The organism is Legionella pneumophila subsp. pascullei, from assembly GCF_900637585.1.
GTDB lineage: Bacteria > Pseudomonadota > Gammaproteobacteria > Legionellales > Legionellaceae > Legionella > Legionella pascullei.
The window spans coordinates 1,357,304-1,369,774 of record NZ_LR134380.1 but is presented as its reverse complement, the minus strand read 5'-3'; the positions used below and the strand labels follow the sequence as shown (position 1 = coordinate 1,369,774).

The following is a 12,471-nucleotide window of genomic DNA, read 5'->3' as shown; positions in this document are numbered from 1 at the left end:
TCTTTTATTTATCTATTAAAAAACATTTGCAAAATGATAGACGTTAAGATAGTATTCTCGCCCGGAGAGATGGCAGAGCGGTCGATTGCGGCGGTCTTGAAAACCGTTGAAGGGCAACCTTCCCAGGGTTCGAATCCCTGTCTCTCCGCCAAACGACACTACCCCGGTATCCCCAAAAAACTATTTTTCCTTGAGGTTATTTCTATTATTTAAGCATAAAAAGTAAATGCATAGCATTGAGACCTTGAATACAAAAGACTAAGAGTAAGTGTTCACGGGGTATGCAAATTTTTCTGTTTAAAGCCTATTTATTTGAGTTGTCTTTCCCGCGAACGGTTACGACTAGGATTAATAATGTATCTGTTAACTTGATAGGGCTATATCAAGAGTTGTTTTGATATGGAGCATGGTATTTTCTCCATGGGTTACTTTTTTTGCAAAAATCGATGACCGATTTTCACTTAGCAATTGTTGGGTAGATTGCTTATCATTAACTCGTTTAGCAAGCCAATTATCAACAGCTTCTCTGTATTCTGTAATATCTTCAGGCAAATCAGCCAATTGGTTTGAAAGCACTCTAAATTGCTGCTGCTTCGTATGGCGATCCCCAAAACCCATTATTCTCCCAGTATGATGAATTTCTTGATCAGCCAATTTTCTTACCCGTTGGCAAGCAAAATACTCTTTAAATTTCATTAAAGTGTCATGTTGATGTTGATTGGAAAAATCGATTACCCATTTAGCATAATAAATTAGACTCTGCATGTGACCATGCTGATTTTTTTTGCCCATATTTCTTTCTATACGGTTTAATACATTGAGTAAATCACTATTACTCTGGCAATTGCAGATATCCTGCTCGTAGTTCCCTACTCCAAGATGCGTTCTGGAAAAAAAGGCATGCCAGGGACTCTGATATGCCCTCAATAGATTTAAAATAAGTTGCTTTACATTAAAGAGTTTATTCGATTCATCTATCGATTCTTGCAGCAGCATGTCAAACTCAAGTAAAGCACGACGATTGGTAATCAGATCCCGGTATTGAAATGCTCTTGCCTTTGTTGGTTTTTCGTTAAAATAAAGTGGTTGTCTTTGACCAATTTTGGGAATCACAACCTTGCCTAAAATCAAATCAGCAATTTGCTGATTGTTAAGCCGTTGATTATTTTTGAAAACCATCTTGTTCATCAAAAATTGAATATAATCATAGACCTTTTGCTCATGTTTCGGTAAATGATCAGCCCGCCATTGAGCGTCCTCCCTGAAAGCAGCAACCATTCTCTGATAACTGTAATAGGTGTCTTTCAGGCGTAAATTTCCTAATTTGAAGGTAGCCGTATGGTTATACAGAGTTTTAAGATGCTGGTTTTTCATTAAAAACTCATCAAGAGATAAATTGTCATTCTTCTCTTTCATTTTTTGATATTGTGCAGCCAATATTTTAAAATGCATAAGGATTGCATCAGCAGAAGATTGATGAGTAGATTCCATATCTTCACGCCGCTCATCGGGGCCACCGGGTTGAATAGAGGTAACGATATTGAATTTTTCAAAAATGGGTTGTGATACCATGTCATCCATTAAGGCTGTATCACCAGCGAAATAAATATCTCCTTCCAATTGATTTGCATGCAGCACATAACCATTAAATGCGGAGCGATGAGCATCAGTCAGCGATCGACCCGACCAATGCCTGGCAGGGACTGCAGTTACCCTTAATAATTCGTTCCCTTGGAAATCTGTGATCTTTGCTTGCTCCCACCATTTCAGCCCTACAACATCCGTAAATCCCATACCTATAAAGAATGATTCATCACCTTCCGGAACTATCATCTTCGGTTGCTGTTTTACAAGACGCTTCAATGTGGACTTACTGACATGATCATGGTGATTGTGAGAAATCACTACGATATCAATTTTTGGTAATTTTTTACTGCCCGTGCCATCAATTAAACAACCTTCCTCTGTCATACGCGGATATAGAAATGGAGCCAAATCACCTTCAACAGGATCAGTGACTACATGCAATGGTGACTCATTAGCAGGTATGGTTATTAGATTTGACGCATGACCAATCCAGTAATGAGTCGCTGTTTGTTGTTGACTTACCCCTGGTTCAATCGCTGGATCATTGGCATAGACCTCACTATCCAAATAGTCATGTTCTTTATAACGAGCAGTTTCAAAAACATGGATACCCATTTTAGCCAATAACCAATTGCACAAGGCCTTAACTCTTTCCCATTGAGTAGAGAAGAAAATTCTCTGGGCTTCTGAGCCATGTTGGTGTGCTTTTTCATCGTCTGGCGAGGTATAATGCCCGGTTCGCATATCATATTGAATCTCAGGAAGAAGATGCTGTCTCAGATCATCTTTGAATTGATTCTCGGCGTGCAAATGACTCAATCGACTGATAATCAAGTTTTTGCGTTTGAGATATTTTTTATTCTCCAAATTCAAATTTAAATCTTCAATTATCCGGTTCGGTTGTAAATGAAGAAAATTCTGTAAGGTAATAAACAAGCTGGCATACAAATGATTAGTCTTATCTACTTCATCGCTCGAAACTTCATCGATAATTTTCTTTAAATAAGCACTCAGAGCAACAGTATGCGTTGCATCTGATTTGAAAAACCAGTTCCTTGTTACTCGTTCATTTTCAAAAGAAAAGCAGGATAATGGTAAGTTATAGTTTGCAATGAAAACATTAAGATTATTAATAGCTTGTTGCATTTGAGCATCAGTCAGCATATTTTCTTACCTTATTATCCAATCAGCTGAGTCGTTTGCTATGTTTTGCAGAAGAATCATAAATTTTTGCTTCGTTGCGTTCTGAATATTTTTTTATGATTTCATTACATATCTTTGTTTGATTACACTTTCGACTTCCTCTATACCAAAATCCAGATTTTCCTGCTTGGCAGCCCATATTGAAAATCGATTTTTTGCTACCGAAGTATCTCGGGCACTTTTATCCTGTAGCCATAAAGCATGGGCCACTTTCTCTGGAGTCAGCGGTTTTTTCTTATTGACTTTGACGCCTGATAAAAACTCTGGTTTATCAGGATTTAGGAAATCAGAAAGATTGATTTGCTCATGTATACTGTTTTCTAAACGAACCAAATGCTCTTTATGAGCCGTTCTTAAGCATTTTACTTCATGAGAATAACGCGATATTTCTTTAGCACGCTCTTTCTCATTGATATAAATGTCGAACCCTCCTACCAATCCTGTAGTAACCAGGGCTACCCCAACAGCAATGAGAGCTACTCCAATCGGGGCAAGAACGCCAGTCAAAAATAATGCCGCACTGACTCCAACTATTAGACCCATAAAGATACCAAATCCAAATGAGTCTCTATTTCTAGTGAAAAAACCCTCATTTCCTGGAGGAGATAACTTGCATAATTCAATGACTAAATCGTGATTCGCTTTATCTCTATCTATAATATACTGTTTTATCAAAGGGTTGGTTTGATAGTATTTTCTAATCCTCTGTTCAACACTTGCGACTTCAAATTGACTTAAGAGCAAAATATTTCGATTATCCTGACGTGTTCCATCAAATTTTATACCATGCAAATCAGATTGTATTTTTTGAGCCAGTGCCTTAAAAATATGAGCTAACTCAGGATTTTTTCTCTCAGCATCCTCGATCATTTTAATCTGTGCATAACGCGAGGAAATATTATTTAATATTCTGCTTATCTCAGTAGTTTTTTTATTTACAGAAGGCATTTTACTGAACGATAAGGCAATCTTGTTGGATAACTCACTTAGATGCTGCTCATAAATGTCATCTTTGAAAAATTCAATATCTGCAGCCATATCAATTTTTATTGAATTGATATAGTGTCTTAATTTTTCATCATCCAATTGTTCTGCCAATTCGATGAGGATATTGAATTGTGCAGATTTTCGATCACGATCGTCTATATTTCGATTCGCTTTGATCCGTGAAGCCAACTGTCGAATATAATCAGCATTGAGTGTTCCATCTTCCTTAAAAATACCTTTTATTAAACTGGCGACTTTATCATTATTAATAATTGTCTTTAATTCTTTTTCAATAGCATCAGGATTATCCATGTCAACTATAGTTTGAGCTTCAGACCTAACATAGTTTGGAGAAGCAAGAACTGCTACTTTCCTGTTCTTGTAATTCCCAACGGTATTTTGAATCACTGAAATAATCCAGCCTTTATGTTTTCCTTCACTATCACCATTTGGAGCAGCAACTAAGGAAAATCCTGAGGGTTGTCCGGCAGAGTTTTTATAAGAAAAACAAATTCTTGATGTGTCTCTTGTTACTTCCATGAATGCTTCAGGATCATCTTCTGACAAAGGTAATGAAAAGTGTTTGGTTTGAAGAATTTCTCCTATTACCGCACCTGTATTGTCTCCCTGAGAAAAGGATGGATAAACACCTTCTGATAGCACCAACTCACCTTGAGGATTGATAGTTAACCAATCCAATTTTAATTGCGCAACAGTAAGTCCATCAAAATCCACGTAACAGGTTCTATCAAGATCTTTATCAATTTGCCCAATTGTTTTAGTAACAGCATTTTTTTGTATTTTGGTTTGTTTCAATACTTCTTCAGGAATTAATTCAACATCTTTGGATAAAAAGACACTTTCAGGCAATGAAAATACTTTAGGTACTTGTTGATAAGTTAAATTGAATTTTTTAATACCGGGCATAACAACTGGCTCCAATATTTTCATAATGTGAATATTATAACATTTTACCCATCAAGAAAACATTAAGAGCAACATGATTTTATTTAAGCCAGCCATATTTCTTTTAAATCAAATTAAAACCAGTATTACTAATTAAATAAATTCAGGGGTTGAAACGAGGAGTACTCCCGTGTTGTATTTATTTTTGCACGGGATGTTATTCAATTTAAAAGTCATCTCTATACTTTTTGTACACTTCATCCGTTGCCTTCAATGATTCCAAAAGCTGTTTCATTTTGCCTAAAGGCCAACTATTGGGGCCATCACTTAATGCTTTGTCCGGATCAGGGTGAGTTTCCATAAATAACCCAGAAATACCAACAGCAACGGCTGCTCTTGCAAGAGCCGGAATAAACTCTCTCTGCCCTCCGGATACACCATTATTGCCTCCAGGTAATTGAACCGAATGGGTTGCATCATAAACAACTGGGCAACCTGTTTCGCGCATGATAACCAGGGAACGCATATCAGAAACCAAATTATTGTAACCGAAGCTGACACCCCGTTCACACGCCATAATTTGCTCGTTGCCTTGCGCCTTTGCCTTCGCAATAACATGTTTCATTTCCCAAGGAGCAAGAAACTGTCCTTTTTTAATATTAACCGGCTTATTCATGGCAGCAACTTTTTGGATAAAATTGGTTTGTCTGCATAAAAAAGCTGGTGTTTGTAACACATCAACGACACTGGACACTTCAAATAAGGGCGTGTCTTCATGAACATCAGTCAAAACAGGTACACCAATTTGCGATTTGACCTTTTCAAGAATTGACAACCCTTTTTCAAAACCTGGTCCTCTGTAACTGGAAATAGATGAACGGTTTGCTTTATCAAAAGAGGACTTATAAATGAAAGGGATATTCAATTGACTGCACATTTCCTTTAAGTAACCCGCGGTCTCTAAAGCCAATTCTTCACTTTCAATAACACAGGGACCGGCAATCAAAAATAAAGGCTTATCCAATCCTACTTCAAAACCACATAATCTCATTTTTTGTCCTTTTCTTGATGATGAATACGAGCTGCAAGTACAAACTTCTTAAACAAAGGATGGCTATCTCTTGGATTTGATGTGAATTCAGGGTGAAATTGACAGGCTAAAAACCAGGGGTGATCCGCTAATTCTATCATCTCAACCAGTGAGTTATCTGCCGATCGTCCTGAAATAATTAAGCCGTGTTTTACTAAACTATCCACATACTTGTTATTAACTTCGTATCGATGTCTATGGCGCTCTACAATTTGTGGTTTGCCATAAACCTTTCTTGCCAGAGTACCTTCTGCAAGATGACAGTATTGTCCACCCAAACGCATGGTTCCACCCAAATCAGTATTTTCATCCCTGGTCTGCTTGCTGCCATCAGCATCCATCCACTCACTAATTAAGCCAAGTACTGGATATAGCGTTTCTTTATTAAACTCAGTCGAATTAGCTCCTGTTAAACCGACTACATTTCTGGCAAATTCAATAACGGCTGTTTGCATCCCCAGACATATCCCTAAAAAAGGAACTTTATGTTCCCGAGCGTATTGAATAGCCTTGATTTTGCCTTCCACCCCTCTCTCACCAAAACCACCAGGCACCAGAATAGCATCAACGGATTCAAGCAATAAAGCACCATGTTTTTCTATCAGCTCAGCATCAAAATAGATAATCTCTACTTTTGTTTCAGTATGAATTCCCGCATGTAATAAAGCTTCATTAATCGACTTATAGGCATCATTCAATTCAGTATATTTACCCACCATAGCGATTTTCACTGTCATCGTTTGAACAGCTTGCATATCAACTACTCGTTGCCACTCGCTCAAATCAGCCTGCTTAGCCTCCAAACTTAATTTCTTAACAACAATTTCGTCTAAATACTGTGCATGTAAAATCATAGGTATCTGATAAATACTATTTGCATCTTCAAGAGAAATCACGGCCTCTTTTTCAACATTAGTGAATAATGCGATTTTAGCCCTGTCTGCCATAGATAATGGTTTTTCTGAACGACAAATCAATACATCTGGTTGAATACCAATAGAACGCAATTCTTTTACCGAATGTTGTGTTGGTTTGGTTTTGGTTTCCCCGGAAGTAGCAATATAAGGAACCAAAGTAAGATGAATAAAAATTGCACGTTGTGAACCTAACTCAATACGCATCTGCCTAATTGCTTCAAGAAAAGGGAGCGATTCAATATCACCAACAGTTCCCCCTATTTCAACCATAGCCACATCAAAGGCATCCGCGCCTAATTTGATACAGCGCTTGATTTCATTAGTAATATGAGGAATAACCTGAACCGTTCCCCCTAAATAATCTCCCCGTCTTTCTTTCTTAATTACATTTTCGTAAATTTTTCCCGATGTGAAATTATTACGCTTGGTCATTGTTGTTTTAACAAAACGCTCATAATGTCCCAAATCTAAATCAGTTTCCGCTCCATCATTAGTTACAAAAACCTCACCATGTTGAAAGGGACTCATAGTACCAGGATCAACGTTAATGTAGGGATCAAGCTTTATCAATGTAACGCGAAGACCGCGAGCTTCAAGAATAGCTGCAAGAGATGCGGCTGCTATGCCTTTTCCTAAAGAAGACACAACCCCGCCAGTAATAAAAATATATTTTGTCATTTTTTGACCCCGCTCAAAATGCCGAATCCACCAATTTGGTGCTCAATTTAATTTGCATGTAAACGGGATTCAATTCTATCAAAATGAAAATATAAATAACAGAAATTTGAGCAAAATTAATAGAACTATTGCAATTGTTGCTTAATTGAACGCATAGAAACCGCACAATCTATCGCTTCTCTCCCCTTATGGCCGTGTGTCCCCCCCACTCTTTCCAGAGCTTGTTCATCATTTTCAGTAGTCAATACTCCAAAGATAACCGGGATATTATAATCTAACATAACTCTTTGGCATCCCTGACTGACCTGCTCACAGACGTAATCATAATGAGAAGTTTCACCACGGATAACTGCTCCAAGTGCCACTATGACTTCCACTTGTAGTTTTTTCGCTAGTAATTGCGCAACAAAAGGAATTTCGACTGCGCCAGGAACTTCAACTAAAGTAATGTCATTCGATTTAAAGCCCAGTTCAGTCAATCTATCTAACGCTCCTTGTTTTAATGCAGAAGTTATCAATTCATTAAAAGTACTTACAACTATTGCTATTGGAAACGTGACATTATCACTAACAATTGTTTTTATTTCTCTCATTTTTATCCTAATCAATGGCTAATAAATGCCCCAGCTTTATTTTTTTTGTTTTTAAATAACTATGATTTTCCCTGGAAGGCTCAATTTCTAAAGGAATACGTTGAGTAATCTTCATTCCATAACGCTCAAGAGAAGCGATTTTTAAAGGATTATTGGTTAGCATCCTTAGTGCTTCAACCCCCAAATATTTCAGCATCTGGTAAGCTACAGCGTAATCTCTATCATCAGCAGGTAATCCTAATTTCAGATTGGCTTCAACTGTATCCAGCCCCTGCTCTTCTTGCAAAGCATACGCTTTTAATTTGTTTGCCAAACCTATTCCACGGCCTTCCTGACGCAAATAAATTAATATGCCCCCCTCTGCTCCTATCTGGGATAAAGACAGCTCCAGTTGCTTTCCGCAATCACATTTTCTGGAACCAAAAACATCACCCGTAATGCACTCGGAATGAATGCGGACTAATGGCACTTGATTACCATACAAAGGCGGTTTAACCAAAGCAAAATGTTCAGCAGAATCCATCTGATTCTCAAAAACAGTCATAGTAAAAACACCATTTCCCTCCAAAGGAATCCGAGTGGTTGCAACGGCATGAACAAGATTTTCATGACGAATTCGGTAGTGAATTAAATCTTTAATAGTGACCAAAGGTATTTGATGTTTTTTTGAAAAAAGAGCTAATTCATCGCGTCTGCTCATTGTTCCATCTTCATTAATGATTTCACAAATCACTGCGGCTGGGGTCAATCCGGCAAGTTTTACCAAATCAACACTGCCTTCTGTTTGGCCTGGTCTTTCTAAAACTCCCTTTTTTCTGGCTCTTAAAGGAAAAACATGCCCAGGCGAAATGATATCAGATGGTCCACTTTGTGGATCAATAGCCACTTGGATTGTTCGAGCTCTGTCTCTTGCTGAGATACCGGTGGAAACGCCGTTAGCCGCCTCAATCGAAACAGTAAATGCAGTTCCATATGGCGATTTGTTATGCCGCGCCATCATAGGCAATTGGAGCTTGTCTATCAACTCTTCTGCCATAGGCAAACAAATTAAACCACAACCAAAACGAGACATAAAATTAATGGCTTCGGGAGTGGCGTGCTCAGCAGCAATGACCAAGTCACCCTCATTTTCTCTATCTTCATCATCCATTAGAATAATCATTTTACCGGCTTTAAGCGTCGCTATTGCCTCTTCTATTGTTGCTAATGAATGTTTCATGACACTACCTCATGGTTCAATTTCCCGATGGTTTGAAGCTGATGGGCCACAATACGGGTAAGATAATCAAATTCAATATTGACTTGCTGTCCCACTGTTAACGAACCGAGATTAGTCATTAAAAGTGTATGTGGTACCAGCATAAGTCCAATGGTTTGTTCTGACACAGTATTAATAGTCAAACTTACGCCATTTACTGTGATGCTACCTTTGGGTATCAGATAACACTTGTGTTCTGGAATAAAACCCTCCAAATCCATTGCTATAAATTCATTAACAGCCTGAATGGATTTAACTTTAACCTTGGTATCTACGTGCCCCGATACATAATGACCGCCAAAGCGGGTTGATGCCAGCATAGCTCTTTCAAGATTAACAATGTCGCCAGATGATAATTTTGACAGTGTGGTAACCTGCAGGGTTTCAGGTGAAATATCAAAACACAAATCAGGCAAGTCGGATGGTAACAGGGTTAAACAAACTCCATTTACAGCGATGCTCTCACCGGGTTTCAAATCCTGATAACTTGAAGAAACGACTAAACGACTAGAATTTTCTCCTTGCCTGTTCACTAATACTTTGCCTGTATTTTCTATCAATCCGGTAAACACTCATCCTCCTGCCAATCCAAACATACTATCATATTGTCACCCATAGCATTCCAACTCACCGTATGAGCTTTTTCAAAAATCCCCTGTTGTTGATAAGCTGATATAGCCTGATCTCCTAAACTGCGGGGAACTAAATACAAATAAGTTCTATGCACCAATCCCTTACTATGTAACGCAGAAAAAATGGCCCCACCCGCTTCAACCCATACGTCATGGTATCCCAGTTGACCAAGGTGAGTTATTATTGCGTCCAAATCCATCAATCTATTATGCAAAGGCATCGCATAATGAGTGCTGTTAGGGTAAGTCTTCGCCTGATTTGCTTGTGCTTGATGATAAATATGACAATGTTTTGCTGTCGAAAAAATGATTGCGTCATCGGACAAACTTAAATCGCGATCAATAATGGCAACTGGTTTTGCTACCACCCCACTATCTAGTCTGGCGTTCATTCTTGGATTATCCATTTGAACAGTTTTGGCGCTTGTTAATATTACATCGCTGGCAGCACGCATTTGATGAGTGAATTTTTCGCATAATCCATTGGACAAAACCAGCCGCTCCCCCTTAGATCTTCCAATTTTACCATCAAAAGTTTGTGCTATTTTAACCGTGACTCTTGGTTTATGAGTCACTGTCCAATAGGCATAGCTTTTATAGAATTCATCGATTACAGTTATAGGGATATGTCTGACTTGTATTCCATGTTCTCGTAATTTTGCAGAAGAATTACTTTTGGCAACAATGGGATTAGGATCAAAATAGGAAAAAATAACTTCTTCTATACCATGACTAATAATAGCATCAACACAAGGGGGGGTTTTACCCCAGTGATTACAAGGTTCCAGCGTAACATAGAGCTTCACCCCTGGTGTTTTGGGTGGAATTTGTGATAACAATAATTGTTCTGCATGCGGTGTACCTGCACCTCTATGCCATGCCTGTGCTATAATATTACCATTTTGCACAGCAACCGCCCCAACGCTGGGATTGGGGGCACAAAAGCCTCTCCCCAGTTTGGCTTGTTCAAGTGCTGCAAGCAGGAACTGTTCGTGCATAGATTAACCACCTTCTTAATGTGGTCGAATGATAACAAATTATTCAATTATTGAGTAGCCTAATGATTAAATTGAATTTAAATTATAAGTTAACCAGGAAAAACATCTTACCTAAATTATTTCACTGGGGCTTGGTGGTTATATTCTTTTTTTTAGCATCAACAACTCATGCCGGCAGTCTTTCACCCTATACCACCAAAGAACTGGAGCAATTAGAAAAAGAATTTATTCAACTTATTAATCAATCGGACAGCGTAGAGCGCAATCCTTTGGCTAGTCAATACATCAACTACATCGGTAAAAAACTGGCACATTATGGCCGTATCAAAACACCTTATTTCTTTATTGTTAAATCCAAAGAAATCAATGCTTTTGCTGGTCCAGGAGGTTATATAGGCATTAATACCCAACTTATTTTAACAACCAGCAATGAAAGTGAACTGGCTGCAGTAATGGCTCACGAAATTGCCCATGTTCGCTTACATCATCTTTACAGCATTATAGAGCATCAAAAACAGATGCGTGTCCCATTATTAGCATCTATTCTGGCGTCTGCGGCATTAGGTGTCTTGAATCCAACGGTTGGAATGGGGGCCATGATGGCATCCGTTTCAGGATTTTCCCAGGATAACATCAATTTTACACGTTCAAAGGAAAAAGAAGCCGACAGAATTGGTATTGATATGCTTATTAAAGCAGGATTCAATCCTCAAGGCATGGCTGCATTTTTTAATAAAATGCAGGAAAATTCCCGTTATTATTACACTGCCAATATTCCAGCGATACTGCGAACTCACCCTTTGGATGCTGACAGGATTGCCGAGGCTGAAAACAGAACCAGCCGTTTGCCTAAAAAACATTATACTGATTCTTTGGACTATGCCTTATTTAAAGAATTAATCAGGGTTTCTGTCGCATCGAACAATAAACAAATTCTTGATTATTATGAACATCATTGTCATAAAAAAAATCCTGCCACTGCTTGCCAATATGGGTACGTACTCGCTTTGTTAAATAATAACAACTTCCAGAAAGCAGCGGAAAAATTAAATTCTTTACTGCTCCAGGATAATGGTAATCTCAATTTTCAAATTGCTATGGCTCAGGCCGAATTAGGTTTATCACAATATCAATCTGCACTGGCCCGTCTTGCTGAATTACAAAATAATTTTCCTGACAATTATGCCGCTCTGATGGCTTATGCCCAAGGATTGTTAACCGCAAATAAACCTGAAAAAGCTACAGCCGTTCTTCTTAAGGGCAGTAGACAATACAAGGAAGACTTGCCGCTTTGCCGGGAATTGGCAAGAGCTCAAGCGGAATCTCATCAGAAAAGTTATGCCTATTTTACTCAAGCACAATGCTTACTACTTGAGGGACAAAAAAGAGGAGCCATTGCCCAATTAAAAGTAGCGCAGAAGCTGGCTAGAAAAGATGCTTATTTATCTGCAAGAATTTCAGCAAAAATTGATGAAATAAAATTTATGGTTGAAAATTAGTCAGAATGAGAATGAGAATGAGAATGAGATGGAAATGAGTATTAGTGACATCTAACTTGAAATAGCTCATGACCAGATGGGAAATTACAATAAATATCATTATAATTTCCCAATCGATCTGTC

Annotated in this window: 9 protein-coding genes and 1 tRNA gene; 2 read left to right on the top strand and 8 right to left on the bottom strand. The window is 38.2% G+C overall.

The window, feature by feature from the left end; translation table 11 throughout:
- The first annotated feature begins 63 nt into the window (after positions 1-63).
- Positions 64-151, top strand: a tRNA-Ser gene (locus tag EL201_RS06280).
- Between the two features lie 212 nt (positions 152-363).
- Here EL201_RS06280 and EL201_RS06275 read toward each other — a convergent pair.
- The 8 genes from EL201_RS06275 to ribD form a co-directional block, all read right to left on the bottom strand.
- Positions 364-2,751 carry an MBL fold metallo-hydrolase gene (locus EL201_RS06275; RefSeq protein ID WP_027221425.1) on the bottom strand — a complete coding sequence of 796 codons (2,388 nt, stop codon included), beginning with the start codon at positions 2,749-2,751 and terminating at the stop codon, positions 364-366.
- Between the two features lie 93 nt (positions 2,752-2,844).
- Positions 2,845-4,737, bottom strand: coding sequence for an adenosylcobinamide-GDP ribazoletransferase (locus tag EL201_RS06270; RefSeq protein WP_080272903.1), 1,893 nt, complete (start codon positions 4,735-4,737; stop codon positions 2,845-2,847).
- Positions 4,738-4,909: 172 nt separating this feature from the next.
- Positions 4,910-5,734 carry a 3-deoxy-8-phosphooctulonate synthase gene (gene kdsA, locus EL201_RS06265; protein ID WP_027221423.1) on the bottom strand — a complete coding sequence of 275 codons (825 nt, stop codon included), beginning with the start codon at positions 5,732-5,734 and terminating at the stop codon, positions 4,910-4,912.
- Positions 5,731-7,368 carry a CTP synthase gene (locus EL201_RS06260; protein WP_027221422.1) on the bottom strand — a complete coding sequence of 546 codons (1,638 nt, stop codon included), beginning with the start codon at positions 7,366-7,368 and terminating at the stop codon, positions 5,731-5,733. The genes kdsA and EL201_RS06260 overlap by 4 nt, the downstream gene beginning before the upstream one ends.
- A gap of 125 nt (positions 7,369-7,493) precedes the next feature.
- The gene (gene ribH / locus EL201_RS06255) at positions 7,494-7,961 is read right to left on the bottom strand and encodes a 6,7-dimethyl-8-ribityllumazine synthase (RefSeq protein ID WP_050598266.1); all 468 of its coding nucleotides are present in this window, start codon (positions 7,959-7,961) and stop codon (positions 7,494-7,496) included.
- A 7-nt stretch (positions 7,962-7,968) separates the two neighbouring features.
- Positions 7,969-9,180 (bottom strand): bifunctional 3,4-dihydroxy-2-butanone-4-phosphate synthase/GTP cyclohydrolase II, encoded by a 1,212-nt coding sequence (locus EL201_RS06250; protein ID WP_027221420.1) that lies wholly within the window; start codon positions 9,178-9,180, stop codon positions 7,969-7,971.
- On the bottom strand, positions 9,177-9,791 hold the full coding sequence (locus tag EL201_RS06245; protein WP_027221419.1) for a riboflavin synthase: 615 nt from the start codon (positions 9,789-9,791) through the stop codon (positions 9,177-9,179). Before EL201_RS06245 ends, EL201_RS06250 begins: the two co-directional genes overlap by 4 nt.
- Complete coding sequence (gene ribD / locus EL201_RS06240; protein ID WP_027221418.1) at positions 9,776-10,849, bottom strand: bifunctional diaminohydroxyphosphoribosylaminopyrimidine deaminase/5-amino-6-(5-phosphoribosylamino)uracil reductase RibD; 1,074 nt, start codon at positions 10,847-10,849, stop codon at positions 9,776-9,778. The genes EL201_RS06245 and ribD overlap by 16 nt, the downstream gene beginning before the upstream one ends.
- A gap of 62 nt (positions 10,850-10,911) precedes the next feature.
- Between ribD and EL201_RS06235 the strand changes: the two genes are divergently transcribed.
- A complete protein-coding gene (locus EL201_RS06235) occupies positions 10,912-12,348 on the top strand; it encodes a M48 family metalloprotease (protein WP_027221417.1) in 1,437 nt (478 codons plus the stop codon).
- Positions 12,349-12,471: the final 123 nt, after the last annotated feature.

Coding starts and splice junctions, on each gene's coding strand:
- EL201_RS06275 (WP_027221425.1), bottom strand. CDS start 2,751: ATGCTGACTGATGCTCAAATGCAACAAGCTATTAATAATCTTAATGTT.
- kdsA (WP_027221423.1), bottom strand. CDS start 5,734: ATGAGATTATGTGGTTTTGAAGTAGGATTGGATAAGCCTTTATTTTTG.
- EL201_RS06260 (WP_027221422.1), bottom strand. CDS start 7,368: ATGACAAAATATATTTTTATTACTGGCGGGGTTGTGTCTTCTTTAGGA.
- ribH (WP_050598266.1), bottom strand. CDS start 7,961: ATGAGAGAAATAAAAACAATTGTTAGTGATAATGTCACGTTTCCAATA.
- EL201_RS06250 (WP_027221420.1), bottom strand. CDS start 9,180: ATGAAACATTCATTAGCAACAATAGAAGAGGCAATAGCGACGCTTAAA.
- ribD (WP_027221418.1), bottom strand. CDS start 10,849: ATGCACGAACAGTTCCTGCTTGCAGCACTTGAACAAGCCAAACTGGGG.
- EL201_RS06235 (WP_027221417.1), top strand. CDS start 10,912: ATGATTAAATTGAATTTAAATTATAAGTTAACCAGGAAAAACATCTTA.